Raw genomic sequence first — 16,508 nt, 5'->3', positions numbered from 1 at the left:
GCCCCGCGGAGGCCGCGGGGCGCCCGGATCACCCGTGCCAGGAGCGCCACAGGGCCGCGTACGCGCCCCCGGCCGCGACCAGCTCGTCGTGCGAGCCGAGCTCGCTGATCCGCCCGTCCTCGACGACCGCGATCACGTCGGCGTCGTGCGCCGTGTGCAGCCGGTGGGCGATCGCGATGACCGTCCGCCCGTCCAGCACCCGGGCCAGCGAGCGCTCCAGGTGCCGGGCCGCCCGCGGGTCCAGGAGCGACGTCGCCTCGTCCAGGACCAGGGTGTGCGGGTCCGCCAGCACCAGCCGGGCCAGCGCCACCTGCTGCGCCTGCGCCGGCGTGAGCGCCGTGCCGCCCGAGCCGACCTGCGTGTCGAGCCCGTCCCCGAGGGCCCGCGCCCAGCCGTCCGCGTCGACCGCGCCCAGCGCGGCCCACAGCTCGGCGTCCCCGGCGCGGGCCCGCGCGAGCCGCAGGTTGTCCCGCAGCGAGCCCGTGAAGACGTGGTGCTCCTGGTTCACCAGGGCCACGTGCTCCCGGACCCGCTCGGCCGGCATCCGCGACAGCTGCGCCCCGCCGAGGGTCACCTCCCCGGTCCGCGGCGCGTAGATGCCCGCCAGCAGCCGCCCGAGGGTGGACTTGCCCGCGCCCGACGGGCCGACCAGCGCCACCCGGGTTCCCGGCGGCACCGCCATCGACACCTGGTGCAGCACGTCGACGCCCTCCCGGTAGCCGAACCGGACCCGGTCGGCGCGGACGTCCCTGCCCTGCGGGCGGACGGAGGCGTCGCCCGCGTCCGGCTCGATCTCCCGCACGCCCACCAGGCGGCCCAGCGACACCTGGGCGATCTGGAGCTCGTCGTACCAGCGCAGGATCAGGCCGATCGGGTCGACCATCATCTGCGCGAGCAGCGCACCCGTCGTCAGCTGCCCCACCGACAGCCAGCCCCGCAGCACGCAGTAGCCGCCGACCAGCAGCACCGAGCCGAGGATCGTCACGAAGGTGACGTTGACGACGGGGAAGAGGACCGTCCGCAGGAAGAGGGTGTACCGCTCCCACGCCGTCCACTCCCTGATCCGCCGCTCCGACAGCGCGATCCGCGCCGGGCCGAGGCGGTGCGCCTCGACGGTGCGCCCGGCGTCCACCGTCTCCGCCAGCACCGCCGCGACCGCCGCGTACCCGGCGGCCTCCGAGCGGTACGCCGACGGGGCCCGCCGGAAGTACCAGCGGCAGCCGGCCACGAGCACCGGCAGGGCCACCAGCGCGGCCAGGGCGAGCGGCGGCGCGGTCAGCGTCAGTGCCCCGAGGAGCAGGCCCGCCCAGACCACGCCGATGGCGAGCTGCGGCACGGCCTCCCGCATGGCGTTGGCCAGCCGGTCGATGTCGGTGGTGACGCGCGACAGCAGGTCGCCGGTGCCGGCCCGCTCCAGCACGCCGGGCGGCAGCCCCACCGACCGGACGAGGAAGTCCTCCCGCAGGTCGGCCAGCATCTCCTCGCCGAGCATCGCGCCCCGCAGCCGGACGAGCCGCACGAAAGCGGCCTGCACCACGAGCGCCGCCGCGAACAGCAGCGCCGTCCGCTCCAGGTGCAGCTCGCGCGAGCCCTCCGCGAGGCCGTCCACGACCCGGCCCAGCAGGTACGGGCCCACCATCGAGGCGGTCACGGCGACCGCGTTGACCCCGACGAGGACGCCGAACGCCCGCCGGTGCCGCCGCAGCATCCCCCGCACGTACGCCCGTACGGTCGCCGGCGAGCCCACGGGCAGGGTGGCCGCCGATTCCGGGGCCGCCGGGTCGTACGCCGGCTGTGCCACGCCGATCATGCCGATTCCTCGATCCCTGTGAGTTCTCCCCCGAGCCGGGCCGGCCCGAGGCTCGCCACGCGCTGCTCCTCTTCCGTGTCCCGCGTGACGACGGCCCGGTAGCGCGGCTCGCGGCGGAGCAGCTCGCGGTGGGTGCCGGTCGCCGCCACCGCGCCGCCGTCGACCAGCACCACGCGGTCGGCGCGGTCCAGCAGCAGCGGCGAGGAGGCCAGCACCACGGTGGTCCGCCCGGACCGAAGCGCCGCGATCCCCTCGGCGATGCGCGCCTCGGTGTGGGAGTCGACCGCCGACGTCGGCTCGTCCAGGACCAGCACCTCCGGGTCGGCGGCCAGGGACCGGGCCAGGGCCAGCCGCTGGCGCTGCCCGCCCGACAGGGACCGGCCCCGCTCCGTGATCCGGGCGTCCATCGGGTCGTCCACCCCGTCGGGGGCCGCCTGGAGCAGCGCGTCCAGCACGTCCCCGCAGCGTGCGGCGGCCAGGGCGGCCGCCGGCTCCACCTTCCCGGAAGACGGCACGTCGAACAGCTCCCGCAGCGTCCCCGACAGCAGCACCGGGTCCTTGTCCTGGACCAGCACCAGCCGGCGCGCTGTGTCCAGCGGCAGCCCGTCCAGGGCGACCCCGCCCAGCAGCACCGACGGGACGTCCTCCGAGGCGCCGCCGGCCTCCTCTCCGGCGGCCGCCGGGTGCCCGCCGAGCCGCTCCGCCAGCCGTCCCGCGGCGTCGGGGTCGCCGCACACCACCGCGGTGAGCCGGCCCGCGGAGGCCACCAGGCCGGTGGCCGGGTCGCGGAGGTCGCCGGCGAGACCGGCGCCCCCGTCCCCCTCCTGCCCGGCGTCCGCACCAACCGGGCCGGTGCGGGTCAGGGACAGGACCCGGGCGGCCCGCTGGGCGGAGGGGCGGGAGAAGGAGTACGCCATCGCGATCTCCTCCACGTTCCGCAGCGGGTACAGCATCGTGGCCACCGCGCTGAACGCGGCGACCAGCTCGCCCACCTCCAGCCGCCCCGCCTGGACGAGCGAGGCCCCGTACCAGACCACCGTGACCAGCAGGATGCCGGGCAGCAGCACCTGGATCGCGGCGATCAGCGCCCACATGCCCGCGCTGCGCACGGCCGCCTCGCGGACCGCCTGCGAGGCCTCGCGGTAGCGGCCGAGGAACAGCTCCTCCCCGCCGATGCCGCGCAGCACCCGCAGGCCGGCGACGGTGTCGGAGGCCAGCTCGGTCGCCTTGCCGGCCTTGTCGCGCTGGATGTCGGCGCGCCGGGTGGCGTGCGGCAGCAGCGGCAGGACGGACAGGGCGAGCACGGGCACGCCGACGGCGACGACCACGCCGATCGACGGGGCGAGGAAGAGCAGGCCGGCGCAGATCGCGACGATGGCGCAGGCGGCGGCCAGGAACCGGGAGACGGCCTCGACGAACCAGCCGATCTTCTCCACGTCGCCCGTCGAGACCGCGACGACCTCGCCGGCGGCGACCCGCCGGGTCAGGGCGGCGCCCAGTTCGGCCGTCTTGCGGGCCAGCAGCTGCTGGACCCGCGCCGCCGCGGTGATCCAGTTGGTGACGGCGGTGCGGTGGAGCATGGCGTCGCCCACGGCGATCGCCGTGCCGATCAGCAGCAGGAACGCGCCGGCCCGGAGGAGCCCGCTGCCGTCGCGTTCGACGACCGCTCCGACGCCCGTGCCGACCGCGTACGGGAGCCCGGCGATGCCGCCGAAGTGGACCAGGCCCCAGCACAGGCTCCTGGCCTGCCCGCCCAGTTGGCCGCGCCCCAGCCACAGCAGGAAGCGCGGACCGGAGCGGGCGTCGGGAACTCCGGGGTCCGGATACGGAAGGTCGCTGATCTGCATGACGCCCCATGTCTGGTCGAGGAGTTCAAACCGTGCAAGGTTCGCCTCGCGGGACCCTCCGGGGCAATCGATTTTGCGTCGGCCGAAGCCTCACCCGCGGTGTGCTGCGCCGGCGCTGCGCCGGCGCGTCCCCGCAGGCCCGGCACGGTCCCCCGAACTCCCGGCCCGGGTCCGTGCAGGCCGGGTCAGGGGCGCGTCGCCCGCTCCAGTTCCACCAGCACCGACCGGTAGGCGCGGCCGGTGGCCCGCTCCATCCCCACCTCGCACATCCGGTTCGCGGACAGGTGCGCGTCGAACGCGCGGGCTCCCACCTCCTGCGCCTCGCGCGCCGTCGCGGCCGCCGTCAGCTCCGGGTGGAGCATGCCCCGGTCGCCGGCGAAGCCGCAGCAGCCGGCGTCGTCCGGGAGGACCACCTCCGCGGCGCAGGCGGCGGCCACCTCCCGCAGGTGCCCGTCCGTGCCGAGCCGGTGCATCGAGCAGGCGGGGTGGAGGACGGCCGATCCGGCGGTGCGCCGGATCCGCAGGCCGGGCAGCAGCTCCCGCGCCGCCCAGGTGACCGAGTCGACGACCGTGAGCTCCGCGTGCAAAGCCCGGTTCCCGTCGGTCAGGTAGGGGACGACCTCCTGCGCGATGCCGAGCGTGCAGGAGGAGGCGTCCACGACGAGGGGCAGCAGCCCGCCCGCGGTCCAGCCCCAGGCGGCCTCGACGATCCGGTTGGCCATCACGCGGTTGCCGGCCTCGTAGCCCTTCGAGTGCCAGATGGTCGCGCAGCAGGTGCCGGCCGCGTCGCCGGGGATCCACACGCGCTTCCCCGCCCGCTCGGAGACGGCGACGAGCGCCTCCTGGACCGACGGGCCGGGATCGCCCGGCGGGCCGCCGAGGATCCGGTTGACGCACGACGGGTAGTAGACGGCGGCGGCCCCCCTGCGGCGCGTCGCCGGGGGCCTGCGGGCCGCCGCGCCGGGCAGCTGCGGCAGCCACGCGGGCACCAGGTCGGGCCGTACGAGCCGGCGTGCCGCCCCGGTCACCGCGGCCGGCAGCCGGCCCCCGGTGGCGCGGGCGGCCCGGTCGGCGGCGGCCGCGGCCAGCCGCGCCGCGGCCTCGACGCCCCGGAAGCCGCGGGCGGCGAGTTCCGCCGCCCGCTCCTCCGCGGGGCTGTGCCGGCGGCGCCGGAAGTCCTTCATGAGGGCGCCCGTGTCGATGCCGACCGGGCACGCCGTCTTGCACGCGGAGTCGCCGGCGCAGGTGTCGACGGCGTCGTACCCGTACGCGTCGAGCAGGGCGTCCTGGACGGGGGAGCCGGGCTGCTGGCGCACCATCTCCCGGCGCAGCGCGATGCGCTGGCGCGGAGTGGTCGTCAGGTCGGCGCTGGGGCACGCGGGCTCGCAGAACCCGCATTCGATGCAGGGGTCGGCCACGGCCTCGATCGGCGGGATCGTCTTCAGGCCGCGCAGGTGCGCCCGCGGGTCGCGGTCGAGGAGGACGCCCGGGGCGAGTACGCCCTCCGGGTCGACGAGCCGCTTGGTGCGCCACATCAGCGCGGTCGCGGCGGGGCCCCACTCCAGTTCCAGGAACGGCGCCATGTTGCGGCCCGTGGAGTGCTCGGCCTTGAGCGAGCCGTCGAACCGCTCCACGACGAGCCGGCAGAAGGCGTCCATGAACGCGCCGTACCGCTCGACGTCGGCCGGCCGGGCCGCGTCGAAGGCGAGGAGGAAGTGCAGGTTGCCGTGGGCGGCGTGGCCGGCGACGGCCGTGTCGAAGCCGTGCTCCGCCTGGAGGTCCAGCAGGGCCGCGCAGGCCTCGGCGAGCCGGGCCGGCGGCACGGCGAAGTCCTCGGTGACCAGGGTGGTGCCGGCCGCGCGGGCTCCGCCGACCGCGGTGACGAACGCCTTGCGGGCCTTCCAGAAGCCGCCGATGGCGGCCGGGTCGCGCGTGAAGGCGCCCGCAGCCGGGGGAACGGGGGTGACGAGGTCCAGCCCGGCCAGGAGGCCGGCGGCCCGCTGCTCGCACTCCGCCAGCGCGGCCGCGTCCGGGGCGCGGAACTCCACCAGCAGGGCGGTGGTGTCCTTCGGCAGGCCGGCCCAGTCGGCGGGGGCCCCGGCGGTGCCGGCGCAGGCGCGCAGGGTGTTGCCGTCCATCAGCTCGACGGCGGCGGCCCCGGCGCCGTTGAACAGCGGGACGGCCGCCGCGGCGGCGGGCAGGGAGGGGAAGAACAGCAGGGCGGCGGCGGCCGCGCGGTGCAGCGGGAGGGTGTCGAAGACCAGCTCGGCGAGGAAGCCGAGGGTGCCCTCCGAGCCGACCATGAGGCCGCGCAGGATCTCCACGGGGGTGCCGCCGTCCAGGTACGCGTCGAGCCGGTAGCCGGTGGTGTTCTTGATCGCGTACTTGGCCCGGATGCGGGAGACCAGCCCCGGATCGGACTCGATCTCCCGTTTGAGCTCCATCAGGCCCCGGCACAGCGCCGGTTCCGCGCGGGCCAGCTCCTCGTCGGCGAGGGGGTCGGCGGTGTCGACGACGGTGCCGCTCGGCAGGACGAACGTGAGCGCGGACAGGGTGCGGTAGGCGTTGCGGGTGGTCCCGGCCGTCATACCGGAGGCGTTGTTGGCGACGACCCCGCCGAGCGTGCAGGCCGCCGCGCTGGCCGGGTCGGGGCCGAGGACGCGCCCGTACCGGGCGAGGGCGGCGTTGGCGCGCGCGACGGTGGTTCCCGGCCGGACCCGGATCCGCCGCCCCTCCTCCAGCACCTGGACGCCCGTCCAGTGGCGGCGTACGTCGACGAGGACGTCCTCGCCCTGCGCCTGGCCGTTCAGGGACGTGCCGGCGGCGCGGAAGACGACGTCCCGGCCGTGGCCGCGGGCGTAGGACAGCACGGCCGAGACGTCGTCGAGGTCCTCGGCGAGGACGACGGCCTGCGGCACGAACCGGTAGGGGGAGGCGTCGGAGGCGTACCGGACCAGGTCGGACGCCCGCCACAGCACCTTCCGCGGCCCGAGGAGCCGCGTCAGGCCGCCCCGCAGCGGCTCCGGCGTGCCCGCCGCCCGCCGGTCGGGCAGCCGGTCGGGGGAAGGGCCTCGGATGCCGGCGGGGCGCAGGGCCCCGGGCTCGGGTTCCAGCAGCGGCATGGGCGACCCTCGCTCCCGTCAGCAGTGGCGCCCCCGCGGGGCGTCGGTCAGCGCATCCAGCAGGCCGCCGAGCTGGTCCCGCTGTTCGGCGGTCAACGGGGCAAGGATCTCCTCCGCGGCGTCGGTGCGCGCGCTGCGCAGCCGGCGCAGCGTTTCGCGCCCCGTGTCGGTGAGCTCGATCCGTATGACGCGCCGGTTGGCGGGGTCGGGCGCGCGCCGCACGCAGTCGGCGGCCTCCAGGCCGTCCACCAGGGTCGTCACCGCCCGGGGCACCACTTCGAGGCGCGCGGCGAGGTCGGCCATCCGGGGCGGCAGGTCGCCCTCGGCGTACGAGACCAGGCGCAGCAGCCGGCTCTGCGCGGGGGTGATGCCCAGCGGCTCCAGGTGGCGCTTCTGGATCCGGTGCAGGCGCCGGGTCAGCCGCAGCAGCTGCTCGGCGAGCACGCCGTCTGTGCTGTCGGTCTCGGGAGCGGTGCTCATACTGGGAAACAGTACCAGGACCGGGCTCATTGTGAACGTAGGTAACAATGACCTATGCTCAGTGGGAGTCCCGTCAGAAGGAGGCCCATGCGCCCCGAGGAACCGAACTGGACACCGCCCGAGGAGCCCCTCGACCCGCGCCGCCCCGGCCCGAAGGAGCGGCCGCGCGAACTGCGCCGGATCGTCGGCCTCTTCCGCCCCTACCGCGGCCGGCTCGCCGTGGTGGGGCTGCTCGTCTGCGCCTCCTCCCTGGTGGGCGTCGCCTCGCCGTTCCTGCTGCGGGAGATCCTGGACGTCGCCATCCCGCAGGGGCGGACCGGGCTGCTCAGCCTGCTCGCCCTCGGGATGATCCTGACCGCCGTCGTGACCAGCGTCTTCGGCGTCGTCCAGACGCTCGTCTCCACCACCGTCGGCCAGCGCGTCATGCACGACCTGCGCACCGCCGTCTACGCCCGGCTCCAGCGGATGCCGCTGGCGTTCTTCACCCGCACGCGCACCGGCGAGGTGCAGTCCCGGATAGCCAACGACATCGGCGGCATGCAGGCCACCGTGACCTCCACCGCGACCTCGCTCGTCTCCAACCTGACGGCCGTGATCGCGACCGTCGTCGCTATGCTCGCCCTCGACTGGCGGCTCACGCTCGTCTCGCTGCTCCTGCTGCCGGTCTTCGTCTGGATCAGCCGCCGCGTCGGGAACGAGCGCAAGCAGGTCACCACGCAGCGGCAGAAGCAGATGGCGGCCATGGCCGCCACCGTCACCGAGTCCCTGTCGGTCAGCGGCATCCTGCTGGGCCGCACCATGGGCCGCGCCGACTCCCTGACCCGGTCCTTCTCCGAGGAGTCCGAGAAGCTCGTCGCGCTCGAAGTGCGGGCCAGTATGGCCGGACGCTGGCGGATGTCGACCATCGGCATCGTCATGGCCGCCATGCCGGCGATGATCTACTGGGCCGCCGGCATCACCCTCCAGTCCGGGGCGCCCTCACTGTCCGTCGGCACGCTCGTGGCCTTCGTGACGCTCCAGCAGGCGCTGTTCCGGCCGGCCGTGAGCCTGCTGTCGACCGGCGTGCAGATACAGACCTCCCTCGCCCTGTTCGCCCGCATCTTCGAGTACCTCGACCTGCCGGTGGAGATCACGGAGCCGGAGAACCCGGTGCGCCTGGGCCGGGCCCGCGGCGAGGTGCGGCTGGAGGGCGTGGACTTCGCCTACGACGACCGGGGCGGCCCCGCGCTGAAGGGAATCGACATCACCGTCCCGGCCGGCGGCTCCCTCGCCGTGGTCGGTCCGACCGGATCCGGCAAGAGCACCCTCAGCTACCTGGTGCCCCGGCTGTACGACGTCACGGGCGGCCGGGTCGCGATCGACGGCGTGGACGTGCGGGACCTCGACTTCGACTCGCTGGCCCGCTCCATAGGCGTGGTCTCCCAGGAGACCTACCTCTTCCACGCCTCGGTCGCCGACAACCTGCGCTTCGCCAAGCCCGACGCCACCGACGAGGAGATCGCCGAGGCGGCCCGCGCCGCCCAGATCCACGACCACATCGCCTCCCTCCCCGAGGGGTACGACACCCTGGTCGGCGAGCGCGGCTACCGGTTCTCCGGCGGGGAGAAGCAGCGCCTGGCCATCGCCCGGACCATCCTGCGCGACCCGCCCGTGCTGATCCTCGACGAGGCGACGAGCGCCCTCGACACCCGGACGGAGCACGCGGTGCAGCAGGCGATCGACGAGCTCTCGGCGGGCCGCACCACGATCACCATCGCGCACCGCCTCTCGACCGTCCGCGACGCCGACCAGATTGTCGTCCTGGAACAGGGCCGCATAGCCGAGCGCGGCACCCACGACGAGCTCATCGCCGCCGGAGGCCGGTACGCGGCCCTGGTCCGACGTGACCGCGAGACCGCCCGCGCACCCCTGGGGCCGCCCGGGCCCGAGGAGCCGCGCGCAGCCGGCACGACCGGCGCGTTCGGCGGGGAACTCGCCCCCTCCACACCGGTGAACGTGTGATTGTATGACCGCTCGTGGGGTGGTGTGCCGGGAATGCGGCCCGCGCCGGGTTAGCGTGCCCGCATGCGTCATGAGTACCGTCCGCCACGGCGCCGCTCCCGGCTGACCCGCCGGGGCCGTCTGGCGCTCTTCCTCGGCATGCTGCTCGCCACCGGCGCGCTCATCGCCGTCCCGCTGCTGCGGGGCGCCGACGACGCCGCCGACAAGCCCCGCCATCTCCTCGTCCCGGAGGGCTGGCGCGCCCCCCAGGTCTACGCCGCGATCGACCGCGTCCTCGGCCTGCCCGCCGGCTCCGCCAAGGCCGCCGCCGCGACGGCGGCGCTCGACCTGCCCGCCGAGGCGAAGGGCAACCCGGAGGGCTTCCTGTTCCCCGCCACGTACCCGGTCACCTCCCGCACGACCGCCGCCGAACTCCTCACCGCCATGGTCCGCACCGCCAACCGGAAGCTCGCCACGAAGGCCGTCGCCGACGGAGCCCGGGCCCACGGCATGACCCCGTACCAGACCGCCACCCTCGCCAGCATCATCGAGGCGGAGGCCGACTCCCGCGCGGACATGGGCAAGGTCGCCCGCGTCGTGCACAACCGGCTGGCCCGGTCGTTGCCCCTCCAGATGGACTCCACCCTCAACTACGCGCTGAACCGGCACACCGTGGGCACCAAGCTCAGCGAGACCCGCATCGACCACCCCTTCAACACCTACCGGCGGCAGGGCCTGCCCCCGACCCCCATCGACAGCCCCGGCCTCCAGGCCATGGCCGCGGCCGTCGCGCCCACCCCGGGAGACTGGCTCTACTTCGTCACCGTCAAACCGGGGGACACCCGCTTCTCGGCGACCTACGACGAGCACCGCAAGCACATGGCCGAGTTCAACCGGCTCCGCGCGGCCGCAGACGCCGGCACGCGCATGGTGGCCGGCCGCGCCCAGCAGCAGCCCGGAGCGCACACCGGCTGACGCCGCCCCTCAGGAGGCGGCCGCCGCCGGGACCGGCTCCCGGGAGCGGCCGCCGCCGCGGGAGGGCGCGCGGGCCAGCAGGCGGCGGATCTCCCGGACCGCCGCGCCGCCCGCCCGGTTCGCCCCGATCGTCGACGCCGACGGCCCGTAGCCGACCAGGTGGACCCGCTCGTCCCGGACCGCGCGGGTCCCGTCGAGCCGTATGCCGCCGCCCGGCTCGCGCAGCCGCAGCGGCGCCAGGTGGTCGACCGCCGCCCGGAAGCCGGTCGCCCACAGGATCACGTCCGCCTCCAGGTGCCGCCCGTCCGCCCAGGCGACACCGGTCGGCGTGATCCGGTCGAACACCGGCTGCCGCTCCAGGACCCCCGAGGCCAGCCCGGCGCGCACGGCCTCGTTCAGCGCGAGCCCGGTCACGCTGACCACGCTCTGCGGGGGAAGGCCGCGCCGCACCCGCTCCTCGACGAGCGCCACCGCGGCCCGCCCCTCGGCCTCCCCGAACGGCCCGTCCCGGAACACCGGCGGCCGGCGCGTCACCCAGGTGGTCTCCGCGGCCGCCTCCGCGATCTCCAGCAGGTGCTGCACGGCGGAGGTGCCGCCGCCGACCACCACGACCCGCGCCCCGGCGAACGCCTGCGGCCCCGGGTACTGCGCCGTGTGGAGCTGCCGGCCCCGGAACGACTCCTGTCCCGGGTAGCGCGGCCAGAACGGCCGGTCCCACGTCCCGGTGGCGTTGACCAGGGCCCGCGCGGACCAGGCCCCGGCCGGGACTTCCACGCGCAGCCGCCCGTCCCGCCCCTCCCGCACGGCGGTGACGTGCACGGGCCGCCGCACGTCCAGGCCGAACCGCTCCTCGTAGGCGGCGAAGTACGCGCCGATGACCTCCGAGGAGGGGCGCAGCGGGTCTGCGCCCTCCAGCTCCATGCCGGGCAGGGCGTGCATGCCGTGGACCCTGCCGTACGTGAGGGTGGGCCAGCGGAACTGCCAGGCCCCGCCGGGGCGCGGCGCACGGTCCAGGACGACGTGCCCGATGCCCGCCCTGGACAGGTGGTAGGCGGTGGACAGGCCGGCCTGCCCGGCGCCCACGACCACCACGTCGACGTCCTCGCCGCCGGGCCCGGACCGTGCACCGCGCATGATGTCGTTCACGGTTGCACCAACCGGCCGGGCGGCCGGAATCTTCCCCCGGAGGCCGTTCAGGGCCGCCGCAGCAGCGCCGGGACCGGCCGTGCGGGCTGGAGCGTCAGTCCGGGGAATACCGGCACCGGCTCGGGCCCGGTGTCGAGGTGGAAGCGCCGGGCCAGCACCGCGAGCACGAGCGCGGCCTCGACCAGCGCGAACCGCGCCCCGAGGCAGGCCCGCGGTCCGCCGCCGAAGGGGATCCACGCCTGCTCGGCGGCCTGCCCCTCGGCGCCGGCGTCCCACCGCTCCGGCCGGAACTCCTCCGGCTCCGGGAACCACCGCCCGTCCCGGTGCATCGACCAGGGGCTCGTCCACACCGCGGTCCCCTCCGGGACCGCCCGCCCGCCGATCGCCGCCCCGTCCCCGGCGACCGCGGAGATCAGCCAGACCGGCGGGTACAGCCGCAGCGCCTCCTTGACCACCTGGCGGGTGAAGGGCAGCCGCTCGTAGTCCTCGTACGAGGGCAGCCGGCCATCCAACACCCGGTCCAGCTCCTCCGTCAGCCGGGCGCGCGCGTCGGGCGACCCCGCCAGCAGCTGCCAGGCCCAGGTCAGGGTGGTCGAGGTGGTCTCGTGGCCGCCGATGTACAGGGTGATCGACTCGTCGCGCAGCTCCTTGCGGGTCAGGGGCGCCCCCGTGTCGTCGCGGGCGGCGAGGAGCCGGCTCAGCAGGTCGTCGCGTTCGGTGCCGTCGGCGCGGGCCGCCTCGTGCTCGCGTATGACGTGGTCGATCTCGCGGTCCAGCACGGCGACGGCCCGCCGCAGCCGGCGCCGCCCGGGCGTCTGCACCCACGGCGGCAGGAACAGCGTCAGCCCGCGGAACTCCGCGCCGAGTTCCCGCTGGGCCGTGGCCATCGCGGCGCTGATGGGCGCCTCGCGCCCCGCGGCGTCGCTGCCGAACAGGGTCCGCACCGCTATCCGCTGGGTGAGCCCGGCCATCTCGCGGTGCACGTCGATGCGGTCACCCTCGGACCAGCCGCGGACGAGCACGTCCGCGCACTCCACCATCGTCGCGGCGTACGAGCGCACCTGGCGGGGCCGCACCGCCGGCTGCACCAGGGCGCGCTTGCGCCGCCACTCCTCCCCGGTGGCGACGACGACGCCGTCGCCGAGGAGCTGGTGGAAGGCCCAGCCCAGCTCCATCGGCTTGAACGTCTTCTCGACGGAGCCCAGCAGCTCTCCCGCGTGCTCCGGCCGCGACACCAGCACGTTGCGCTGGGGGCCGAGTGCCCAGGGCACCCAGTCGCCGTGCCCGTCGCGCAGGGACTCGAAGAAGGCCAGGGGATCGCGGGCGAAGGCCGGCAGGTTGCCCACGAGGGGCCACCGGCGCGGTCCGCGCTCGGTGCCCGGGGGCGTCAGGGTCGCTGTCACGGACGCATCGTGGCAGCGGACGGCCCGCCCCGCCAGATCCCCGCCGGCCCGATCCGGGCTCCACCGGAGCGAGTTGGACCGGAACGGCACCGCCGCCCGGCTGCCCCGCTCAGGGTTTGCGGGCGGCCCGTCCGACCGCCTCCACCAGCGGCAGCAGCCGGTGCGGGACCCGCTCGCGCAGCGCCACCTCCGTGCGGGTGCGGACCACGCCCGGGAGGCGGATCAGCCGCTGGATGACGTCCTCCAGGTGCTCGTTGTCGCGGGCCGCGACCCGCGTGAGCAGGTCCCCGCCGCCGGTGATCGAGAACGCCTCGATGATCTCGGGCACCGCCGCGAGCGCCTCGCCGACCTCGTCCAGGTGCCCCTGGGTGACCTCGACGTGCACGAACGCGAGCACCGGATGCCCGAGCGCGGCCGGAGACAGCACCGGACCCGTTCCCGTGATCACACCGGTGCGCTCCAAACGGTCCAGCCGCGCCTGGAGCGTGCCGCGCGCCACCCCGAGGATGCGGGCGTACTCGCGGATGCTGGTACGCGGCTGCTCGATCAGGAGCCGCAGGATGCGGGTGTCGAGTTCGTCCACCGCCATGCGGCGACTGTACCAACGGCCCGCCGCCCGGCCGCGCCCCCGCCGCGGCCGGTGCATCCGCGGAGGCCGGACCGGCCGAACCCCGTACGGAACCGCGCCGCGCAGGCGGCCGCGGCGGAGCGGACGAAGCGGCGGGGACGACGGAAGGAGAACCATGGCCGGCCTGCACTGCCTGGTCACCGGCGCCACCGGCTACATCGGCGGCCGCCTCGTGCCCGAGCTCCTCGACGCGGGCCACCGCGTCCGCTGCCTGGCGCGCTCCCCGGAGAAGCTGCGCGACCACCCCTGGGCCGGGCGGGTGGAGGCCGTCCGCGGCGACGTGGGCGACGCGGCCTCCGTCGCGGCGGCCATGCGGGGTATCGACGTCGCCTACTACCTCGTCCACGGGCTGGGCGCCGGATCCGGCTTCGAGGACCGCGACCGGGCCGCCGCCCGGACCTTCGCCGACGCCGCCCGCGCCGCCGGCGTCCGCCGCATCGTCTACCTGGGCGGCCTGACCCCGGCGGGCGTCCCCGCCCGCGGCCTCTCCCCGCACCTGCGCTCCCGCGCCGAGGTCGGCGACATCCTCCTCGACTCCGGCGTCCCGGCCACCGTGCTCCGCGCCGCCGTCGTCATCGGCTCCGGATCGGCGTCCTTCGAGATGCTGCGCTACCTCACCGAGCGGCTGCCCGTCATGGTCACCCCCAGCTGGGTCGGCACCCGCGTCCAGCCCATCGCCGTCCGCGACGTGCTGCGCTACCTCGTGGGCAGCGCCGCCATGCCGCCCGACGTCAGCCGGGCCTTCGACATCGGCGGGCCCGACATCGTCACGTACGAGGAGATGATGCACCGCTACGCCGCCGTGGCCCATCTCCCGCCGCGGTTCATCCTGCGGGTGCCGATGCTGACGCCGCGGCTGTCCAGCCACTGGATCGGCCTCGTCACCCCGGTGCCGCGGGCCCTGGCCCGCCCGCTCGCCGAGTCGCTGCGCCACGAGGTCGTCTGCGCCGAGCACGACATCGCCCGTTACGTCCCCGACCCGCCGGGCTCGCCCATCGGCCTGGACGAGGCGCTGGAACTCGCCCTCAAGCAGGTCAAGGAGGCCCGCGTCGCCACCCGCTGGTCCTCGGCCGGCACCCCGGGCGCCCCCAGCGACCCGCTGCCCACCGACCCGGACTGGGCGGGCGGCAGCCTCTACACCGACGCGCGCGAGCGGGACGTGGACGCCTCCCCGGCCGCGCTGTGGCGGGTGGTGGAGGGGATCGGCGGCGAGAACGGCTGGTACTCCTTCCCCCTGGCCTGGGCGGTACGGGGCTGGCTGGACCGGCTCGTCGGCGGCGTCGGCATCCGCCGCGGCCGCCGCGACGCGGACCGGCTGCGGGTCGGGGACTCCCTCGACTTCTGGCGGGTCGAGGAGATCGAGCCGGGCCGGCTGCTGCGGCTGCGCGCGGAGATGCGGCTGCCGGGCCTGGCATGGCTGGAGATGTACGCCGAGCCGGCCGGCCCCGCCGGGACGCCCGACGGCCGCAGGTCCCGCTACCGCCAGCGGGCGCTTTTCCACCCCCACGGGCTGCTCGGACACCTCTACTGGTGGGGCGTCTCCCCCTTCCACGCCGTCGTCTTCGGCGGGATGGCCCGCAACATCGCCCAGGCCGCGAGCCGCCTGGAGGAGCAGCCCGCCGCTCCGGCCCCCGCTTCCGCATCCGCCGGCGGCGCCCCGGCCGAAGCAGGGGGCGAGGGGAATCCTCCCGGACCCCCGCACGACCCGGAGCGGAGCCCGAAGCCATGAACGTCGCGGTCGTCCTGTACACCTCCGACCTGCGCTTGCACGACCACCCGCCGCTCCGCGCGGCCCTCTCCTCCTGCGACGAGGTCGTCCCCCTCTTCGTCCGCGACCGCGCCGTCGACGCGGCAGGCTTCGCCGCACCCAACCGGCTGGCCTTCCTCGCCGACTGCCTGACCGGCCTCGACGCCGCCCTCCGGGACCGCGGCGGCCGCCTCGTCCTGCGCTCCGGCGACGTCACCCGCGAGGTGTGCGCCCTGGTCCGCGAGTGCGACGCCGACGAGGTCCACATGGCCGCCGGGGTCAGCAACCACGCCCGCGCCCGCGAGGAGCGCCTGCGGGCCGCCCTCGAGGCGGAGGGCCGCCGGCTCTACGTCCACGAGGCGGTGATCACCGCCGCAGCGCCCGGAGCGGTGCTCCCCGCGTCCTCCGACCACTTCGCCGTCTTCACCCCGTACTCCCGCCGCTGGGCCGACCTCCCGCTGCGCCCGGTGCTCGCCGCCCCGCGCACCGTGCCCGTCCCCGACGGCCCCGGATCGGAGCCTCTGCCCCGCCGCCGGGACGTCGCGGGCACCTCCCCGGGCCTCGCGGCCGGCGGCGAGCGCGAGGCGCGGTCCCTCCTGGCGCGCTGGCTCCGCAGCGGCGTCGCCCGCTACGAGGAGGCGCACGACGACCTCGCGGGCGACGCCACCTCGCGGCTCTCCCCGCACCTGCACTTCGGCACCCTCTCGCCCACCGAGGCCGTCCAGCGCGCCCGAGCCGCCGGCGGGCCCGGCACGGAGGCGTTCGTCCGCCAGCTGTGCTGGCGCGACTTCCACCACCAGGTGCTGGCCGCCCGCCCCGACTGCGCCTCCCGGGACTACCGCGCACGCGGGGACCGCTGGCGCACCGGCCGGGACGCCGAGGAGGAGACCGAGGCCTGGAAGGAGGGCCGCACCGGCTACCCCCTGGTGGACGCGGCCATGCGCCAGCTGCGCCACGAGGGCTGGATGCACAACCGCGGCCGGCTCCTCGCCGCCAGCTTCCTCACCAAGACCCTGTACGTGGACTGGCGGATCGGCGCCCGGCACTTCCTCGACCTCCTCGTCGACGGCGACCTCGCCAACAACCAGCTCAACTGGCAGTGGGTCGCCGGGACCGGCACCGACACCCGGCCCAACCGGGTCCTCAACCCGGTCCGCCAGGGGCTCCGCTTCGACCCCGACGGCCGGTACGTGCACCGCTGGGTGCCCGAGCTCGCCGGACTGGCCGCCCCGCAGGTGCACGAGCCGTGGCGGCTCCCCGCGGACGAGCGGGCCCGGTACGACTATCCCGCCCCGCTGGTCGGGCTCGCCGACGGTCTCGACCGGTTCCGCCGCGGCCGGGGCTTCGAGTGAACCGCGCGCCCGCCCGCC

11 protein-coding genes are annotated in these 16,508 nt (G+C 76.0%); 4 read left to right on the top strand and 7 right to left on the bottom strand.

The genetic code is table 11. The annotated features are described in order from the left end of the window. Window positions 1-28 precede the first annotated feature (28 nt). The 4 genes from ACZ462_RS19360 to ACZ462_RS19345 form a co-directional block, all read right to left on the bottom strand. Window positions 29-1,810 carry an ABC transporter ATP-binding protein gene (locus ACZ462_RS19360; protein ID WP_467804212.1) on the bottom strand — a complete coding sequence of 594 codons (1,782 nt, stop codon included), beginning with the start codon at window positions 1,808-1,810 and terminating at the stop codon, window positions 29-31. Next, on the bottom strand, window positions 1,807-3,657 hold the full coding sequence (locus ACZ462_RS19355; protein WP_467804213.1) for an ABC transporter transmembrane domain-containing protein: 1,851 nt from the start codon (window positions 3,655-3,657) through the stop codon (window positions 1,807-1,809). The genes ACZ462_RS19360 and ACZ462_RS19355 overlap by 4 nt, the downstream gene beginning before the upstream one ends. 185 nt (window positions 3,658-3,842) lie before the next feature. Next, the gene (locus ACZ462_RS19350; RefSeq protein ID WP_467804214.1) at window positions 3,843-6,779 is read right to left on the bottom strand and encodes an FAD-binding and (Fe-S)-binding domain-containing protein; all 2,937 of its coding nucleotides are present in this window, start codon (window positions 6,777-6,779) and stop codon (window positions 3,843-3,845) included. 18 nt (window positions 6,780-6,797) lie between these two features. Next, complete coding sequence (locus ACZ462_RS19345; RefSeq protein WP_467804216.1) at window positions 6,798-7,259, bottom strand: MarR family winged helix-turn-helix transcriptional regulator; 462 nt, start codon at window positions 7,257-7,259, stop codon at window positions 6,798-6,800. A gap of 87 nt (window positions 7,260-7,346) precedes the next feature. On the opposite strand from ACZ462_RS19345, the gene ACZ462_RS19340 reads away from it, so the two are divergent. Together ACZ462_RS19340 and mltG are read left to right on the top strand one after the other, a co-directional pair. Continuing rightward, on the top strand, window positions 7,347-9,260 hold the full coding sequence (locus tag ACZ462_RS19340; RefSeq protein ID WP_467804217.1) for an ABC transporter ATP-binding protein: 1,914 nt from the start codon (window positions 7,347-7,349) through the stop codon (window positions 9,258-9,260). Window positions 9,261-9,323: 63 nt separating this feature from the next. Further along, window positions 9,324-10,214, top strand: a complete 891-nt coding sequence (mltG, locus tag ACZ462_RS19335; RefSeq protein WP_467804218.1) for an endolytic transglycosylase MltG — start codon at window positions 9,324-9,326, stop codon at window positions 10,212-10,214. Window positions 10,215-10,223: 9 nt separating this feature from the next. On the opposite strand, the gene ACZ462_RS19330 is transcribed toward mltG, so the two are convergent. The 3 genes from ACZ462_RS19330 to ACZ462_RS19320 form a co-directional block, all read right to left on the bottom strand. Continuing rightward, window positions 10,224-11,348, bottom strand: a complete 1,125-nt coding sequence (locus ACZ462_RS19330) for an FAD-dependent oxidoreductase (RefSeq protein WP_467804398.1) — start codon at window positions 11,346-11,348, stop codon at window positions 10,224-10,226. Between the two features lie 59 nt (window positions 11,349-11,407). Then, on the bottom strand, window positions 11,408-12,763 hold the full coding sequence (locus ACZ462_RS19325) for a cytochrome P450 (protein WP_467804219.1): 1,356 nt from the start codon (window positions 12,761-12,763) through the stop codon (window positions 11,408-11,410). A 109-nt stretch (window positions 12,764-12,872) separates the two neighbouring features. Next, complete coding sequence (locus tag ACZ462_RS19320; protein ID WP_114056455.1) at window positions 12,873-13,352, bottom strand: Lrp/AsnC family transcriptional regulator; 480 nt, start codon at window positions 13,350-13,352, stop codon at window positions 12,873-12,875. A 154-nt stretch (window positions 13,353-13,506) separates the two neighbouring features. Between ACZ462_RS19320 and ACZ462_RS19315 the strand changes: the two genes are divergently transcribed. Beyond that, complete coding sequence (locus ACZ462_RS19315; protein WP_467804220.1) at window positions 13,507-15,120, top strand: SDR family oxidoreductase; 1,614 nt, start codon at window positions 13,507-13,509, stop codon at window positions 15,118-15,120. Next, complete coding sequence (locus ACZ462_RS19310; protein WP_467804221.1) at window positions 15,117-16,490, top strand: cryptochrome/photolyase family protein; 1,374 nt, start codon at window positions 15,117-15,119, stop codon at window positions 16,488-16,490. Before ACZ462_RS19315 ends, ACZ462_RS19310 begins: the two co-directional genes overlap by 4 nt. The last annotated feature ends 18 nt before the right edge of the window (window positions 16,491-16,508 follow it).

The organism is Streptomyces sp. NPDC031121, assembly GCF_055570615.1.
The sequence above is the reverse complement of the archived record's forward strand: the minus strand, read 5'-3'. Positions and strand labels throughout refer to the sequence as shown.